The following is a 17,919-nucleotide window of genomic DNA, read 5'->3' as shown; positions in this document are numbered from 1 at the left end:
CTCAGGTTTGCTGTCCGCGCGTCCTACCGCCTCGAGCGGCCTCGGCGCGGTACAACACTCCTGTGGCAGGTGTGGTTTCCGGTAGCCGGGGGACGCTGCGTCGCGGCCGTTGGGGCAGGCGACGGCTCGCGATGCTGGCCGCCGCCGTCGTCGTGCCGATCGCCTCCGGGATCGCCGTCGCACCGCTGTCGGCATTCGCCGAACCCGCCGCGGTGCCGGCCCCGGCCGGGGCGACCGTCGAGAAGGTCGTCTGGCTGACCGAGCGTCGCGTCGCGTTGTGGGTGAACTCGCCGTCCATGGGTGCGCCGGTCCAGGTGCAACTGCTGCTGGCCCGGGACTGGAATTCCCGTCCGGACGCGCGATTCCCGCTGCTGTTCATGCTCGACGGCCTGCGTGCCCAGGACGACGAGAGCGGCTGGACCAGGGATGCCGGCGCCGTCGACTTCTACGCCGACAAGAACGTCACTGTGGTGCTGCCGATCGGCGGCCAGTCGAGCTTCTATTCCGACTGGGTGCAGCAGGACAACGGCAAGAACTACAAGTGGGAAACCTTCCTGACCAAGGAACTGCCGCCGCTGCTGGAGAACCAGTGGCGCGCCACCGATGCGCATGGCGTGGAAGGTCTTTCGATGGGCGGTACGGCCGCGATGTTCCTGGCCGGGCGCAACCCCGGCTGGGTGAAGTACGCGGCCTCCTATTCGGGTTTCCTGACCACCACGAGTGTCGGTATGCCCCAGGCGATCATGTTCGCGATGCGCGACGCCGGCGGATTCGACGCCAACGCCATGTGGGGGCCGCCGACGAATGCCGAGTGGTCCGAGCACGATCCGTATCAGCTGGCGCCCAAGCTCAAGGGCATCAGCATGTACGTCTCCGCCGGCAGCGGCACCACGGGCGCCTACGACAAGCCTTCCGACATCCCGGGCATCAGCACCAATTACGCGGGGATGGGCCTGGAGATGCTGTCCCGGTTGACCAGTCAGAACTTCGTCGACAAGCTGAACAAGCTGTCGATTCCGGTGCAGGCCAATTACCGCCCCTCCGGCACACATTCGTGGCCGTACTGGGATTTCGAGATGCGGCAGTCGTGGCCACAGGCTGCGGCCGCGCTCGGCGTGGAGGCCGACAAACCGGCGTGCGCGGTGAACGGCGCGGTCGCCGCGGCCGTGCAGATCGACAAGTGGTTGGGTGATTGCGTCACCGGCGAGTACCAGGTGACCAACGGCAGCGCGCAGGACTTCAAGGGTGGCCGGATGTTCTGGTCGCAGGCCACCGGCGCCCATGCCGTGGCGGGGGCGATCGGCGGCACCTATCAGGCGACGGCCGGCCCGGGTGGCCCACTGGGCCTGCCCACCTCCGCCGAACAGCCGCTGCCGGATGGTCAGGGCCGCTTCCAGACCTTCCAGGGCGGTTCGGTCTATTGGACGCCGCAGACCGGCGCCCAGGTGATTCGCGGGGCGATTCTGGCCGAATGGGAGCGGCAGGGCTTCGAACGCGGCCCCGCCGGCTATCCGACCGGGCCGGAGGCCAGGACGCCGAACAAGGACGGCGTGGTGCAGGGCTTCCAGGGCGGGCCGATGTATTTCAGCGACAGAACCGGGGCGCACCGGGTGCAGGGCATGATTCTCGGCAAGTACGCGCAGATGGGCTTCGAGAACAGCTGGCTCGGTTTCCCGGCGGCCGAAGAGCAGCCGACCAAGGATCTGGGCCGCTACAGCAAATTCGAGGGCGGCAACATCTACTGGAGTCCGCTCTCCGGGGCGTGGGCCGTGCGCAACGGCCCGATGATGGACGCGTGGGGCCAGCAGGGCTTCGAGAACGGCAAGCTCGGCTATCCGATCAGTGACGAGTTCCCGGTGCCCGGCGGCGTCCAGCAGAATTTCCAGACCGGATTCGTCGTCGTGCGTGACGGCAAACCCCCCGAGGTGCACGGGGCCTAGGGCGATAAATCACCTTTAAGTGGTTGATGAGGGTTCCGGCCATGGGATCCCTGTCCGCGCCGGTTGCCGTTAACCTGGAGCGCGACCTGCTAGGCCTTGGAACAAGCTCTAGCCTTTAGCGAACTAGATCGAGGATACGATTCATGCTTCGGACCCGTCCGGTCGGAGAACGGTACATCGCTGGTGGCAAGGTCGCCGGCATCGTGGTCGCGCTGGCGGCCACCGGATTACTGGCCGCCTGCGGCGGTAACGATTCCACGGCGTCGAGCACGCCCACGTTGAAGCCGTCCCACACGACCGCCACGGTCGCGCCCGCGCAGAGTGCGCCGAGCAGCGCGCAGGCGGCGCCCGAGCCCACTCAGGAACAGGCCCCGGTCACCAGCACCGCGAACGAGCGTCCGGAGCCGGCGCAGCCGAACTCGGGCGACACCACGCAGCTGTCGGCGAAGGATCAGGCCTATCTGGACGAGTTGAAGAAGCGCGGGGTGAATCCGTCCAGCCCGGACATCGCGATCACCGCGGCCAACTACGTCTGCCAGAGCAAGGCGAGCGGCGCCTCCGATCAAGAGGTCAAGACGTTCGTGAACGCGATGGCGGGCACCGACCCGTCCTTCGATCCGCAGAAGATGTCGGTTGAACAGGCGGGCCAGATCTACATCGACGTCGCGACCCAGTCCTACTGCAACAAGTGAACGCGCGACGTCGTTCCGGATATGCCGGGGGCGGTCGCGGCCGCAACCGGCGGCCGGGTTGTCTGCTGTTCGTGCTGATCGCGGTCCTGGTGGCGATCGTGGCGCTGGTGCTGTGGTTCGTGCTCGCGGGCCGGTTGCACGTCCCGAAGCCGGGACCGCCGAAGCCGGGTGAACCCACCAGCCAGCCGGCGTCCTGCCCGGATGTGCAGTTACTGGCGATTCCCGGCACCTGGGAGTCGAACAGCAACGACGATCCGCACGATCCGACGGCCAATCCGGCGTCGTTGATGCTGCATGTGACCAACCCCGTGCGGCAGCAGTTCCCGGAGTCCCGGCTCGACGTCTACACCGTTCCCTACGTCGCGCAATTCTCGAATCCGATCGCGATTCCGCCGGACGGCCAGTCGTCCTACAACAACAGCCGGTCCGAGGGCACCCAGCGTGCGCTGGCGGAGCTGACCGATATGTCGAAGAACTGCCCGCTCACCAACTATGTGATCGCCGGATTCTCCCAGGGCGCCGTGATCGCCGGTGATATCGCGGCTCAGATCGGCGCCGGGCAGGGTCCGGTCGCTGCCGACCGGGTGCTCGGCGTCACGCTGATCGCCGACGGCCGTCGCGTGAACGGTCCCGGGCAGCCCGGTGAGATCGGGGTTTCCCCGCCCGGCGTGGGCGCGGAGGTCGCGCTGAAGGGCCTGTCGGTTCCGGGCATCACGATGACCGGGCCGCGCGGCGGGTTCGGTGCGCTGGCCGGGCGCACGAACACCATCTGCGCTCCCGGGGATCTGATCTGCGACGCCCCGCCGCAGGCGCTGAATCCGCTGAATATCGTGCCCAGCCTGATGACCCTGGTGCATGCCGTCGGCAATCCGGTGCACAGTCTCTACAACACCTTCCAGGTGGACGATCAGGGCACCACCGCCACCCAGTGGGCGACCGCCTGGGCCGAGGGTCTGATCAAGGACGCCCCCCACCCGCCGCACAGCTGACAACCAGCGGTGACCGCGGTCGCCGGAGGTCCCGGAAAAAAAGTAAACCCGAGGGTCACTCAGATTTTGGTGAAGGCTGTAAAGTGCAGCGATGATCGCGCCACAGCGCACATCCGCACAGCCAGGAGCAGAGAGTTCATGACAGAAGCCGCCGCCGCCGGCGCGACCAGCGGTGTCGAGATGACAGCGCTGGGTGTTCCGGCGCGCGCGTTCCGATTCGCTGCTGCAGGTGAGGGAAATCAGCAGGAGGGCGGTGCGCGGAAATTCGTCAAGCTCGCCCAGCAGGCCGAGGAATACGGATACGACTCCTTCGCGATTCCGGACCACCTCGGCCCCCAGGTCGGGCCGATCGCCGCACTCGGCGCGCTCGCCGTGGCCACCGACCGTATCCGGATCGGAACCTCGGTGCTGGCCAACGGTTTCCGGCATCCGGTGGTGCTGGCCAAGGATGCCGCGACGATCGACGTGCTCTCGCGCGGACGGCTCGAACTCGGTGTCGGCGCGGGCTGGATCAAGAGCGAATTCGACGCCGCCGGTCTGCCCTACGAATCGCCAGGCGTGCGGTTGGAGAAGCTGGACGAGGCGCTGACCATTCTCGATGTGCTCCTGCGCGGGCAGGAATGCCATTTCGAGGGCAAGCACTATCAGGTGCGTGGCATCAAGGGCACGCCGCGGCCGCGGCAGGGTCCCCGCCCGCCGCTGGTGACCGGTGGTGGCGGCCCCAAGATGTTGCGGCTGGCCGCCAAGCACGCCGACATCATCTCGGTGGTGCCGCGCACGACCAAGACCGGTAAGGGCCTGCTGTCGGGAATCACCCTCGAGAAGACCATCGAGAAGGTGAATCTCATCAAGGAGGCCGCCGGGGACCGGTTCCCCGAGATCGAACTCAACTGGACCGTCACCGCCGTCGTGATCACCGACGATCGCGAGCGTACGGCCGAGATGGCGTTGGCCGCCCTCGACAAGGGTTTGCACCCGGATCTCGAGGTCGATGTCCAGCTGTCGGTGGAAGACATCCTGAATTCGCCCTATGTGGCCATCGGCACATTCGAGGAGATCGCCGAGCAGATCCGTAACGTGCGGCGATTGACATCGATGTCCTATGTCGGAGTGTTTCCGACCCAGATGGATGCTTTCGCACCGGTGATCCCCTTGCTGCGAGAGGAGCCGTAGCGACTCGCCACCGTGCACGCCGGGGAATCGTTCGGCTCGCTCCGGAGACCGCTTCGGGGCCTGCTCTGTAACATGTCCCTGGCTCGAGTACATCTAGCCGATAGGTGGTCACCGCGCAGACCACCGGAAAAAGCTGCAGGCAAGCTCTCGCACCACAGAGCGCCCGCGGGTGAAAGAGAGTCGGGGCCTCACAGGTAACAGCGGCCATGTCGCCGTGCTGCGTGTGCCTCGGAGGAGAAGGAATGACGGACGAGACTTTCGACGATTACCTGGACGAAACCGGGAACATCAGAATTCCCGAGGGCCGCACCCTGGTCGATTACGTCGAGAAGCACACCCGCAACGATGCGAACGATCTTGCGTATCGCTATATCGACTACTCCCGCGAGCGCGACGGGGAGTACCAGGACCTGACCTGGAAGGAATTCGGCGTCCGGCTGCGCGCGGTGGCCGCTCGCCTGCAACAGGTGACCAAACCGGGCGACCGGGTGGCGATTCTGGCGCCGCAGGGCCTGGACTATGTGATCTCCTTCTTCGCCGCCATCTACGCCGGCACCATCGCCGTGCCGCTGTTCGATCCGGACGAGCCGGGCCACACCGACCGGCTGCACGCCGTACTGGGCGACTGCAAGCCGTCGGCGATTCTGACGGCCAGTTCCTCGGCCGCCGGCGTGCGCCAGTTCTTCCGGCCGCTGCCGGCTGCGCAGCGTCCGCGCATCATCGCCGTCGACGCGGTGCCCGACACCCTCGGCGAGTCCTGGGTGCGGCCGGATCTGGCCGTCGACGACATCGCCTACCTGCAGTACACCTCGGGTTCGACCCGGACCCCGGCCGGTGTGGAGATCACCCATCGCGCGGTCGGCACCAACCTGCTGCAGATGGTCAACGCCATCAACCTGGACTGGAATTCGCGCGGTGTCACCTGGCTGCCGCTGTACCACGACATGGGCCTGCTGTGCGTGATCCTGCCGGCCATCGGCGGCAAGTACATCACCATCATGTCGCCGAGCGCCTTCGTCCGGCGTCCGGGCCGCTGGATCTCCGAGCTCGCCGCGGTGTCCGACGGCGCCGGCACCTTCGCCGCCGCGCCGAACTTCGCCTTCGAGCACGCCGCGGCGCGCGGTCTGCCGAAGAACGGCGAAACGCTGGATCTGTCGAACGTGATCGGCCTGATCAACGGCAGTGAGCCGGTGACCACCTCGTCGATGAAGAAGTTCAACGAGGCCTTCGCTCCCTACGGGCTGCCGAAGACCGCGATCAAGCCCTGCTACGGCATGGCCGAGGCGACGCTGTTCGTCTCCGCGACGCGGGCCGAGGACGAGGCCAAGGTCATCTACGTCGACCGCAACGAACTCAACGCCGGACGTGTGGTGAAGGTCGACCAGGGCGCGCCGAACGCCATCGCGCAGGTGAGCTGTGGCTACATCGCGCTGTCGCAGTGGGCCGCGATCGTCGACCCGGAATCGATCGACGACCCCGAGGGCGCGCAGGAGCTGCCCGAGGGCCGCGTCGGCGAAATCTGGTTGCACGGCAACAACATCGGCATCGGCTACTGGGGTCGCGAGGAGGAAACTCGCAAGACCTTCAAGAACCTGCTGACCAACCGCCAGGCCGAGGGCTCGCATGCCGCGGGCACCCCCGACGACGCGATCTGGCTGCGCACCGGTGATTACGGCGTCTACGTCGACGGCGAGTTGTACATCACCGGCCGCGTCAAGGACCTGGTGATCGTCGACGGCCGCAACCACTACCCGCAGGACCTGGAGTTCTCCGCGCAGGAGGCCAGCAAGATGCTGCGCCCGGGCTTCATCGCGGCGTTCTCGGTGCCGGCCAACCAGCTGCCGGCCGAGGTCTTCGCCGCCGACAGCCACGCCGGTCTGAAGTACGACGCCGACGATGCCTCCGAGCAGTTGGTGATCGTGGCCGAGCGTGGGCCGGGCGCGCACAAGGCCGACCCGCAGCCGATCGCCGACGCGGTGCGCGGCGCGCTGTCGCAGCGGCACGGCGTAACCGTGCGCGATGTGCTGCTGGTGCCCGCGGGTTCGATTCCGCGTACCTCGAGCGGCAAGCTGGCGCGCCGGGCGTGCCGGGCCGCGTATCTGGAGGGCACGCTGCGCGGTGGCTACCAGCAGCAGGCCTTCCCCGACGCACCGGACGAAGAGTAAGTCGTGCTCCCGGTGATTTCCCACCGTGCCGAGATCGGGGTTTCTCGTCGCCCTGGCCGGTCCGTTGGTCGCTGTGCCGTGCCCGTTCGGCGGGCCGACCGGCAGCCGGCGGTGGTGCGGAACTCGCCGGGGGACGTGCGCTTCGTGGCGAGTTGTCCACAACCCGCCACTTATCCACATGACGGCGAATCGGCTGTCAATCCCCGCCCGCGCAACATTCGCACACAGGTAGCTTGAGGAATTGATGGCTGACAACGAGGGCACCCAGACGACGGCAATCACCGGCGACGCGAACGCCGAGGTGGAGCAGACCACTGCGACCGAACAGAGTGTGACCGAGCCGGGCGGTGCGGTGAAATCCGGCGGCACCGATATGTCGGTGGCCGAGCTGCGCGAGTGGCTGCAGCGCTGGGTCGCCGACGCCACCGGCCAGCCGGTGGAGCAGATCACGGTGGACCGGCCGATGGAGGAATTCGGCCTGGCCTCCCGTGACGCCATCGCCCTGGGCGGTGATATCGAAGAGCTCACCGGCGTACTGCTGAACGCGACGATCGTGTATCAGCATCCGACGATCGCGGCGCTCGCCGAGCGGATCATCAACGGTGAGCCGGAGACGCCGGAGGAGGCGGCGGACGACGCCTTCTACACCGCCGGCTATCAGCCGGGGGCGGCGCACGATATCGCCATCGTCGGTCTCTCCACGCGCTTGCCCGGAGCCGGCGATACACCGGAGTCGACCTGGGACTTCCTGATCAACCGGGGTGACGGCATCCGGGACCTGCCCGAGGGCCGGTGGTCGGAATTCCTGGCCGATCCGGATATCGCGGCGGCCGTCGAGAACGGCAATACCCTCGGCGGCTACCTCGACCAGGACGTGATCAAGGGCTTCGACGCGGAATTCTTCGCGATGTCGCCCGTCGAGGTCGAGCGCGTCGATCCGCAGCAGCGGCTCATGATGGAGCTGACCTGGGAAGCGTTGGAGCACGCGCGAATTCCGGCGAATACCCTCAAGGGCGAATCGGTCGGCGTGTTCATCGGTACCTCGACCAACGATTTCTCGTTGCTCGCCGCACTGGGACTGGGCAAGTCGGACGCCGACGCGCCGGCCTCGGCCGACGCCTATGCCCTCACCGGCGGCTCCACCGCGATCGTCGCCAACCGGGTGTCGTACTTCTACGACTTCCGCGGTCCCTCGGTAGCCGTGGACACCGCATGCTCGTCGACCCTGGTGGCGGTGCACGACGCGGTGCGCGCACTGCGTAACGGCGACGCCGACGTGGCGCTGGCCGGTGGTGTGAACATGCTGCTGGCCCCCGCGATCACCCTCGGATTCGATTCCGTCGGCGCGGTCGCGAAAGACGGCCACATCAAAGCGTTCTCGTCCGATGCGGACGGCATGGTCCGCAGTGAAGGCGCCGGCATGGTGGTGCTCAAGCGCCTGGCCGACGCCGAGCGCGACGGGGACCGCATTCTCGCGGTCGTGAAGGGCACTGCCGTCAACTCCGACGGTCGTTCCAACGGACTGGCGGCACCGAATCCCGAGGCGCAGGTCGATGTCCTGCGCCGCGCGTACCGGGATGCCGGTATCGCGCCCTCGACCGTCGACTACATCGAGGCACACGGCACCGGTACCCCGATCGGCGATCCCATCGAGGCCGACGCGCTCGGCCGGGTGATCGGCCGCGGGCGCGAAGACGACAAGCCGGCGCTGCTGGGTTCGGCGAAGACCAACTTCGGACATCTCGAATCCGGTGCCGGCGCCGCCGCCCTGGCCAAGGTGATTCTGGCGTTGCAGCACAACGTCATTCCGCCGAATATCGGCTACGCGGGCCCGAGTCCCTTCATCCCGTTCGATCAGGCGCACCTGAAGGTCGTCGACGAGCCCACCGAATTTCCGCGCTACAGCGGTACCGCCACCATCGGCGTCTCCGGATTCGGATTCGGTGGCACCAACGCGCACGTGGTCATCCAGGAATACGTCCCGGCCGCGGCCGACGAGGCGAAAGATGATGCCGCGCAGGGCGCTTCGGCGGACACCGAGACGCTCGACGCCGAACTCGACAACGAGGCGACCGATGTGCTCGCCGGTGTCGAGGCGATCGTCGAGGGCAGCGATCCGCTGGCCGCACCCGGGCCCGTCGCCGAGGTGGCCGAGTGGACGCAGGAACGCACCGAGCCGCTGCCGGTGATTCTGCCGGTGTCGGCCTATCTGCCGTCGCGCCGCCGCCGGGCCGCGAGCGACCTCGCCGACTGGCTGGAATCCGAAGCGGGACAGGCGACTCCGCTCGAGGATGTGGCACGGTCGCTGGCCAAGCGCAACCACGGCCGTTCGCGCGGCGTGGTGCTGGCGAAGACCCACGAGGAGGCCGTGGCCGGATTGCGGGCCATCGCCGCCGGTAAGCCGGGGCCGGGTGTGTTCACCGCCGACTCCCCGGCCGCCCAGGGACCGATGTGGGTGCTGGCCGGATTCGGCTCGCACCACCGGAAGATGGGTAAGCAGCTCTACCTGGAGAATTCGATCTTCGCCCGGACCGTGGACGAGGTCGACGAGCTGGTTGTCGACGAGGCCGGATATTCGGTCAAGGAGATGATCCTCGACGACGCCCAGGACTGGGATGTGGGCACCTCGCAGGTCGGCGTATTCACGATCCAGCTCGGTCTCGCCGCGCTGCTGCGTGCGCACGGCGCCGAACCGCACGGCGTGGTCGGGCATTCGCAGGGTGAGGCGGCCGGTGCGTACATCTCCGGCGGTCTGCCGCTCGAGGACGCGGTGCGCGTGATCTGCGCGCGGTCGCGGCTGATGGGCGAGGGCGAACAGATGATCACCGACGACCAGGTGCGCAATATGGCCCTGGTCGAATACAGCGCCGAAGATATCGAGAAGGTGCTGCCGGATTACCCGGATCTCGAGGTCGCGGTGTACGCCGCGCCGACCAACACCGTGATCGGCGGCCCGCCGGATCAGGTGCACGCGATCGTGGCGCGCGCCGAAGCCGAGGGCAAATTCGCGCGGGTGCTGCAGACCCGCGGCGCCGGGCACACCTCGCAGATGGATCCGCTGCTGGGTGAGCTGGCCGCGGAGCTGGCCGGTATCGAGCCGACCAAGGTGACCACGGATCTCTACTCGACCGTGCACAAGGCGACCGTGTACAAGGCCGGTTCGGATCCGGTGCACGATGTCGACTACTGGGTGACCAATATGCGCGGCTCGGTGTACTTCACCAACGCGATCCGCCGAGCGGTCGACGCCGGCATCACCACCTATCTGGAACTGGCGCCGAATTCCGTTGCGCTCATGCAGGTCATGGGTACTACCTTCGCCGCCGGTGTGCACAATGCGGCTCTGATCCCCACGCTGAAGCGCAAGGAGGACGAGGCCGCGGGCGTCATCTCCGCGCTGGCCCAGCTGTATGTGCAGGGTCATCCGGTCGACCTGGTGTCGCTGCTGCCCGCCGGTGACTACGCCGACGTGCCGCGAACCGCCTTCCTGCGCAAGGAATACTGGCCCAAGGTCAGCATCGCGTCGGGTTCGGGCAGTGGCCGCGCGCCCGGTGCGCACGTGGCGCTGCCCGACGGCCGCCACGCCTGGGAGGTCGCGGCCTCTGCGGTCACCGATCTCGCCGGTCTGGTGAATGCGGCTGCGGCGCAGGTGTTGTCGGACGTCGCGCTGGGCGCGACCGTCGCACATTCCCCGCTGCCGGCATCCGGCACCCTGACCACGACGCTGACCCCGCATCCGGGGGGAGCCTCGGTCCAGGTGCACGTCCGTGAGGGCACAGCGTTCCGGCTGCTGTTCGATGCGGTGGTGACCGCGAGCGCGCGGTCCACCAACGGAACCTCGGTACCCGCCGTCCAGCCCGCTCCCGCTCCGGCCGAAACCGACAGCGGCGCAGCCGATCTCGTCGTCGCCGAGAGTTTCGGCGACCGCTGGGATCCGAACGGTACGCAGACCGTCGAGGAGCGGCTGGCGACCATCGCGGCGGAATCCATGGGTTATGCCGTGGAGGATCTGCCGATGGAGATCCCGCTGATGGAGCTGGGGCTCGACTCGCTGATGGCGATGCGGATCAAGAACCGCGTCGAATACGAATTCGACATCCCCTCGCTGCAGGTCTCCGCGGTGCGCGATGCCAGCCTCAACGAGGTGGGCAAGGTGCTCCGCTACGCCATCGAGCACCGCGACGAGGTCGCCGCGATGGCGGAAAAGCAAGCTGCCGATGGTGGTTCGCTCACCGTGGACGACAACTTCGTCGCCGCCGCGCGGGCCGCGATGGAGGCCGGGGAGGATCCGGCCGCGGCGGTGCAGCAGCAGGTGGCGGCCGCCGAGCCGAAACCGGCCGAGCCGGCGGCGGCTGCTCCCGCCGGAACCGCCGGTGCGGTGGCGGACGTGGCCGATGCGGATCAGAAGGCAAGCGCCGCGGCGGCCGTGTTCGGCGGCGGCCAGGGCGCGGGCACCAAGGAGCCGGAAGCCGATGTGCCGCCGCGTGATGCGGCCGAGCGGTTGACCTTCGCCGCGTGGGCGATGGTGACCGGCAAGTCGGCCGGTGGCATCTTCAACACCCTGCCGATCCTCGACGAGGACACCGCGGAGAAGCTGGCCGCGCGCCTGTCGGACCGGGTCGGCGCGAAGATCGACGTCGAAGATGTGCTCGATTGTGAAACCATCGAGCAACTGTCGGATGTCGTTCGGGTGCACCAGGACAACAGTGGCGACGTCGAGGGATTCGTACGGCCCCTGCGCCCGCGAGCCGAAGGCTCGAAAGCGGTGCCGGTCTTCGTATTCCATCCCTCCGGCGGTAACACGCTCGTTTACGAACCCCTGCTGAAGCGGCTGCCGGAAAGTACTCCGATGTATGGCTTCGAGCGGGTCGACGGTTCCATCGAGGAACGTGCGCGCCAGTACGTCACCAAGATTCGGGAAATCGAGCCCGCTGGCCCGTACGTGTTCTACGGGTGGTCGCTGGGTGCGGTCCTGGCTTTGCAGGTGGCACAGATCCTTCGTTCGGAGGGTGCGGATGTGCGTCTGGTCGGGCTGATCGACTTGGCTCTGCCTACCCAGGATGAGGACAACAGTCCTCAGGGACGACGCGGCCGCATCGAGCGCTTCCAAGCCTTTGCGCAGAAGACTTACGGCATTCAAGGCGAACTGGACGACGAGATGCTGCAGGAACTCGCGGAGGCGTCCGACGAGGAGCAGTTCAAGATCGTCACGGATTTGCTGAAATTCGCTGATGTGAAAATCCCGGGTGGTGTCATCGAGCACCAGCGTTACTCGTGGATCGAAAGCCGTGAGTTGGAGAAGGCGCAGCCGTCTCACTATGAGGGTGATGTCGTGCTCTATCTGGCCGACCGCTATCACGACGGCATGATCGAGCTCGAGCCACGTTTCGCCGAACGCAAGCCGAACGGCGGATGGGACGACTACATCCCCAACCTGGAAGTCATCCACATCCCGGGTGACCACCTCCAGATCATCGATGAACCGCGCGTCGCGCAGATCGGTGCCGACCTCACCCGGAAACTGGCCGCGATCGGCACCGAAGGCGACGATGCACCCGGGAAGGGAGAGCAGTGAGTACGACCGCCGAGAGGCTTGCCGACCTGCGGAAGAAGCTGGAACTCGCGCAGGAGCCGGCCGGCGAAGCGGGGGTGGCCAAGCGGGCCAAGAAGGGTATTCCCTCGCCGCGCGAGCGGATCAACATGCTGCTGGACCCGGGGACCTTCGTGGAAATCGGTGCGCTGGTACGCAATCCGGCGGACAAGAACTCCCTCTACAGCGACGGTGTGGTCACCGGCCACGGGTTGGTGGAGGGCCGCCCGGTGGCGGTGTTCTCCCACGATCAGACCGTGTACGGCGGAACGGTCGGCGAGATGTTCGGCCAGAAGGTCGCCTCGCTCATGCGCTTCGCCGCCAAGATGGGCTGCCCGCTGGTCGGCATCAACGACTCCGGTGGCGCGCGCGTGCAGGAGGCGGTGACCTCGCTGCGCTGGTACGGCGAGATGGCGATCGCCATGGAAGCACTCTCGGGTGCGGTGCCGATGGTGTCGCTGATCCTCGGCAACTGTGCCGCGGGTGCGGTGTATCAGCCGATCTGCACCGATGTCGTCATCGCGACCGAATCCGCGCACATGTTCGTCACCGGCCCGCAGATCACGCGCGAGGCCACCGGTGAGGACGTGACCGCCGACGAACTGGGCGGCGCCTACCGGCAGGCCGACTGGGGCAATATCCACCACGTCGCCAAGGACGAGAAGGCGGCGTTCGAGTGGGCGCGCGAATATCTGAGCTTCCTGCCGTCGAGCTGCCAGGAGGAACCACCGATCGTCAATCCGGGCCTCGAGCCCGAGATCACCGAAACCGATCTGGAACTGAACAGCTTCGTTCCGGACTCCGACAACGCCAGCTACGACATGCACGAGGTGTTGCTGCGGATCTTCGACGACGGCGGATTCCACGAGGTCGGGTCGGATATGGCCCGCAACATCATCACCGGATTCGCCCGGGTGGACGGCCGGTCGGTCGGCGTCGTCGCCAACCAGCCGATGTATCTGGCGGGTGCGCTCGACGCCAAGGCGTCCGACAAGGCCTCGCATTTCGTCCGGATGTGCGACGCGTTCGAGATTCCGCTGGTGCTGGTCGTGGATACGCCCGGCTTCATGCCCGGTTTGGAGCAGGAGAAGGCCGGCGTCATCAAGCGCGGTGGTCGCTTCCTGTTCTCCTTCGTCGAGGCGTCGGTGCCGAAGGTCACCGTCGTCGTGCGCAAGGCCTACGGCGGCGGCTGGGCGGTCATGGGGTCCAAGGCCCTCGGCGCGGATGTGTACTTCGCCTGGCCGACGGCCCGGATCGCGGTGATGGGTGCGGAGCAGGCGGTCGGCCTGGTCGGCCGTCGCCAGCTCGAGGCGGCGCCGGAGGATCAGCGCGAGGCCATCCGCAAACAGATGATCGACTTCTACAACGCGACCGCCGCCACCCCGTGGCCCGCGGCCGAGCGCGGCTACATCGATGCGGTCATCGAGCCCTCGGCGACCCGCTTGGAGATCCGCAAGGCGCTGACCCTGCTGCGCGACAAGCGCCTGCAGCGCAATCCGCGCAAACATCACCTGCTGCCGCTGTAGACCGGCGCACGAGCACCCGGCGCCACCCGTACCGGAGATCCGGACGGGTGGCGTTGTCGTGTTCGGCGGTGGCAGTCAGCGGCACCTGCGGTAACGCCCGGTTGAACGCCGGGTAGCGCGTGTCTTTCGTGGAATCGCCCGGTCGGCGGGCCGCCATATGAGAGCCTTCAGCTATGGGTAGCTCACCGAAGGCTGTACTCGAGGGCGGGCCGGCCGACCTGCCGCACCGCATCGTTCCCATCACCCCACCCGGCATCGAATTACGCGTGCAGAACGCCGGTGGCTACGAACGTTTCAAATCCACACCACGCCGCCAGGACACCCCTGAAGGCAATCTCCCCGTCTACGAATGGATCGAACACGTCGACGTGTAGGGCAGGCAACCCCACATCGCCGCATACGACGACGGCGGGCGGCGCACGATATGTGCGCCGCCCGCCGTCGTTCGCCGGGACTACCGATCAGAACACGCGCAGTTGTCCCGGACTCCAGAATCCGGAGCGCGTCGCGGTGCCCGTGTCGATCTTCGCCGGGGTGGCGTCGGTGTAGTACCGGTTGTAGCGCTCCAGGGTGCCCCAGTCACGAGCCCAGTTGTCCTTCAGATAGGTCGGGATCGTGGTGGAACCCGCCAGCATCTGGGTGAAGCCGAGCGGGCCGCCGAATTCCTCGGCCTGCCAGGTATCGGTCGAGCTCACCGCGAGCGGGCGGTCGGGCAGGATGCGATAGTTCGGCATGGTCGCCACGCCGTACCGGTGCGGGAACGGGTTCTGGCAGGGGAACTGCAGGCCCACCGCCCAGTCCTCGAGCACCGGCTGTTCGGAGCCGAGGAAGGTGTTCAGCGTGACCATCTTCGGCACCCGCGGGGGTGTGAACGCCAGCCACTGGTCACCGATCAGCACATTGCGATTGGCCGAGATCCGCACCGCATCGGCGTCGGCGGCGATCTCCGACAGCGGAACGCGCAGGTTGCGCCACGACGGCGCCGGTCCGATATCGCGCGGGACGTAGCTGCCCTCGAATTTCACCGAACCGTCGGGCTGGCGCTTGCCGTACTCCAGCTTCAGGTCCTGGCCGTACTGCAACGCACCGGTCTGATCGAAGGACAGGATGCGGCCGGCCGCCGAGATGACCACCAGCGGCGAATCCGCCGAACGAGCGGGCAGTTCGTACCAGCTCGAGGTCAGATGCGCGGGCTGCTGCAGGCCCTGCTGATAGCTGCCCATCACCGGCGTCGTCTTCGGGTCGAGGCCGAAGGGCAGTGCGACGGTCGAGCCGTTGACACCGGCTTCCTTGGTGGTGCCGCCGCCGGTGCCGGCGTTCTGGCCCTCGGCGAAGTTCGCGCCCACCGACTGGTTGGAGGTGTTGCCGGTGCCCGGCTTCACCTCCACCGCATCGGCTTTCAGATCGGTCGGCACACCGTTGGGATCGAAGCCGGTCGGGTCGGCACCGGCCAGCGGATCGTTGTCCTTGGGCGGATGCGCGGGATCGATGATCGGATTCAACCGGCCCTGGTTCGAATTCGACTCGACCAGAACGTCGTCGGCGATTCCGCAGCGGTTGCCGTCGACCGCGTCGACGTTGCCGCGGGCCAGCGAGTAGGCCGGGTACTGGGTCACCGCGCCCTTGGCCAGCGACAACACCTCGAACAACACCATCGCCGCGGCGACCAGCGTCAGCGGAATGGCCGCGAACCGGCGAATACGCTTGCCGCGCGAGGATTTCGAACTCTCCGGCGGTTTGGCGTAGCCCTCGCGCAGCGCCTGCCAGGCCACCACCGCGAGCGCGAGCCCGAACAGCACCAGCATGATCGTGTTGGACTGGAGTCCGTGCAGCGACACCGTCTTGTCGAACCACGGCACGCCGTAGCTCGAGACGTACCAGTAGCCGTTGGTGCCGGAGAACGACAGCGCCAGCGCGAAGAGCAAGGCGGCCAGGAAGATCGAGCGGTTCTTGCGCGACCGCAGCGCCGTCGCCGACACCGCCACCGCGGTCACCGCCGCGAGCGCACCCGCGATGCCCGCATAGGCGCCGAAGTGGTGGGTCCACTTGGTCGGGTTGAACATCATGAAGAAGATGGTTCCGCAGACCACCCCGATCAACCGCCAGGTCGGACCGCTGGAGATGCCGGGAATCTGCTTGCGCCGCAACAACACCAGGGCGGTGGTGATCAGGCACAGGATCATCACGATGAACGCGAACCGGCGCGAGACCGAACCGTCGACGGTCTGGACGAACAGGTAGTAGTAGCGCAGATAGTCCTCGTACCAGGCCAGGTTCGGTCCGGTGAGGCGCCGCACCCGGTTGGCTTCCTGGATCCCGGCGAAGGTCTGATCGCTGTAGACGACGGTGAGCACCAGGAAACCGGCCGCCGCGATCGGCGCCAGCAACGGTAGTGAGGAGACGAAACCCGAAGCGCGCCAGCCGCTTCCGGCACGTGTCTGCAGATCGCGCTTGCGACGCACCACGATTCGCACCAGCGGACGGATACCGGCGAGCAGCGCGGCCACACACATCAGGCCGGTCGGCGCCGCCGCGAGCGTGAACGCCGCGACCAGTACCGCGCCGGCGGCGGGCAACAGGCGTCCGGTGGCGATCGCGCGTTCGATCGAGACCCAGGTCAGCAGCGCGCCCAGCGCGACGATCGGCTCCGAGCGCAGGCCGTTGTCATAGGGCAGCCAGAAGGCGAGGAATACCAGCCCGCCGGTCCACAGCGCGACCTTCGAGGTCCGCACGCTGCGGCCCAGCCGCGGCACCACCTCGCGGCTGATCACCATCCAGCACAGAATTCCGCACAGCAGCGCGGGGATACGCACCCACGGGCTGGCCGTGGAGATCTGCGCGAAGACCTGGATCACGTCGTAGTACCAGCCGAACGGCGCCTCCGGCACGCCGTACCAGCGGAAGTAGTTGGCCAGATAACCCGCGTGCGGCGCCACGCGCACCATCGTCAGGATGTAGCCGTCGTCGGAGGTGTTGGCGCCGATGAAATGCCACGCCAGCAGGATGCTCAGCACCGCGCCGTCGGCCCAGGTCGGCTTCAGCCAGTGCGCGGGGAAGAAGCGGCGGTGACCGCGGCCGTCGCTGGTGTCGAGGCGGCCGAGCGCGGCCAGCGCGATGAGGGTGCACAGCACCGCGGCGAGCATCGCGACCAGTTTGATCACGGTCGGCGACGACGAGAAGCGGGAATCGACGGTCATGTGGAACGACAGCCCGGCCGGCGCCACACCCTTCAGATCCGAGAACACGCCGACCACCTGCGGCCGCAGATCACCCTGCAGGGCGCCGTCCACCGGCACGGTCACCGTTTCGGTGCCACCGTCGGCGGCGGGCCGTTCGACTTGTGTGGTCAGGCCCTCGAAGTGGGCGTAGGTGCGGTCGATATCGGAGGTGATGGTGATCGCGGTGCAGCCGTCGAGCTCACCGCGCTTCGCCGAGGCGACGATCGCATTGCGGTCCACCACGTCGACCGAATCGCTGGTGACACGCACGAACATGCCCTCGAGCGCGGCTCGGTCGCCCTGCGGCGGCGCGGTGTTGAGCAGCATTCCGCCCTGGGGCAGCTGGGCCACCGTCGAACACGGGATGGAGGCCCGCAGATCCACCGGGACCTGCGACATCAGCGGCGCCTCGACATTGCCGATGGTCCCGCCCTGCGGCCAGTTCACCTCGGCGGTGGTCTGCTGGACCGGCAGAAACGGGGTGGCGAGCGCGAAGATCGCGCCGAGCAGGCCGGCGATCACGGCGATCAGCCGGGCGGTGCGGAAATCGCGCGACGTCACCGGTTGTTCGGCGACCGTCGGTTTGGTCAAGACAGCTGTTGCGGCGTCGGGCACGGATGGTGATG

General features: G+C 67.4%; 9 protein-coding genes. 8 read left to right on the top strand and 1 reads right to left on the bottom strand.

Going from position 1 to position 17,919, the window contains the following annotated elements; genetic code table 11:
* Nucleotides 1-131: 131 nt before the first annotated feature.
* From C8258_RS26070 to C8258_RS26035, 8 genes are all read left to right on the top strand, one after another.
* Complete coding sequence (locus tag C8258_RS26070; RefSeq protein ID WP_106957424.1) at nt 132-1,940, top strand: alpha/beta hydrolase-fold protein; 1,809 nt, start codon at nt 132-134, stop codon at nt 1,938-1,940.
* Nucleotides 1,941-2,083: 143 nt separating this feature from the next.
* Nucleotides 2,084-2,632, top strand: coding sequence for a DUF732 domain-containing protein (locus C8258_RS26065; protein WP_051024088.1), 549 nt, complete (start codon nt 2,084-2,086; stop codon nt 2,630-2,632).
* Nucleotides 2,629-3,621, top strand: a complete 993-nt coding sequence (locus C8258_RS26060; RefSeq protein WP_106957423.1) for a cutinase family protein — start codon at nt 2,629-2,631, stop codon at nt 3,619-3,621. The genes C8258_RS26065 and C8258_RS26060 overlap by 4 nt, the downstream gene beginning before the upstream one ends.
* A 138-nt stretch (nt 3,622-3,759) precedes the next feature.
* Nucleotides 3,760-4,794: an LLM class F420-dependent oxidoreductase gene (locus C8258_RS26055; protein ID WP_036497022.1), complete on the top strand. Its 1,035-nt coding sequence runs from the start codon at nt 3,760-3,762 to the stop codon at nt 4,792-4,794.
* 242 nt (nt 4,795-5,036) lie between these two features.
* On the top strand, nt 5,037-6,959 hold the full coding sequence (gene fadD32 / locus C8258_RS26050; protein ID WP_036497023.1) for a long-chain-fatty-acid--AMP ligase FadD32: 1,923 nt from the start codon (nt 5,037-5,039) through the stop codon (nt 6,957-6,959).
* Nucleotides 6,960-7,203: 244 nt separating this feature from the next.
* Nucleotides 7,204-12,534: a polyketide synthase Pks13 gene (pks13, locus tag C8258_RS26045; RefSeq protein ID WP_106957422.1), complete on the top strand. Its 5,331-nt coding sequence runs from the start codon at nt 7,204-7,206 to the stop codon at nt 12,532-12,534.
* Nucleotides 12,531-14,075: an acyl-CoA carboxylase subunit beta gene (locus tag C8258_RS26040; RefSeq protein WP_036497025.1), complete on the top strand. Its 1,545-nt coding sequence runs from the start codon at nt 12,531-12,533 to the stop codon at nt 14,073-14,075. Before pks13 ends, C8258_RS26040 begins: the two co-directional genes overlap by 4 nt.
* A gap of 173 nt (nt 14,076-14,248) precedes the next feature.
* Nucleotides 14,249-14,449 (top strand): DUF5988 family protein, encoded by a 201-nt coding sequence (locus C8258_RS26035; RefSeq protein ID WP_036497026.1) that lies wholly within the window; start codon nt 14,249-14,251, stop codon nt 14,447-14,449.
* 87 nt (nt 14,450-14,536) lie between these two features.
* Here the strand turns inward: C8258_RS26035 and C8258_RS26030 are convergent, their stop codons facing one another.
* Nucleotides 14,537-17,908, bottom strand: coding sequence for an arabinosyltransferase domain-containing protein (locus C8258_RS26030; protein ID WP_106957421.1), 3,372 nt, complete (start codon nt 17,906-17,908; stop codon nt 14,537-14,539).
* Between the last annotated feature and the right edge of the window lie 11 nt (nt 17,909-17,919).

The organism is Nocardia sp. MDA0666, from assembly GCF_003023875.1.
Classification (GTDB): domain Bacteria; phylum Actinomycetota; class Actinomycetes; order Mycobacteriales; family Mycobacteriaceae; genus Nocardia; species Nocardia aobensis.
Note: the sequence above shows the minus strand (reverse complement) of the source record. Positions and strands in the feature narration are given on the sequence as shown.

What these genes read in the sequence shown, in the direction of transcription:
- C8258_RS26070 (WP_106957424.1), top strand. Translation starts at nt 132, where the DNA reads ATGCTGGCCGCCGCCGTCGTCGTGCCGATCGCCTCCGGGATCGCCGTC.
- C8258_RS26065 (WP_051024088.1), top strand. Translation starts at nt 2,084, where the DNA reads ATGCTTCGGACCCGTCCGGTCGGAGAACGGTACATCGCTGGTGGCAAG.
- C8258_RS26055 (WP_036497022.1), top strand. Translation starts at nt 3,760, where the DNA reads ATGACAGAAGCCGCCGCCGCCGGCGCGACCAGCGGTGTCGAGATGACA.
- fadD32 (WP_036497023.1), top strand. Translation starts at nt 5,037, where the DNA reads ATGACGGACGAGACTTTCGACGATTACCTGGACGAAACCGGGAACATC.
- pks13 (WP_106957422.1), top strand. Translation starts at nt 7,204, where the DNA reads ATGGCTGACAACGAGGGCACCCAGACGACGGCAATCACCGGCGACGCG.
- C8258_RS26035 (WP_036497026.1), top strand. Translation starts at nt 14,249, where the DNA reads ATGGGTAGCTCACCGAAGGCTGTACTCGAGGGCGGGCCGGCCGACCTG.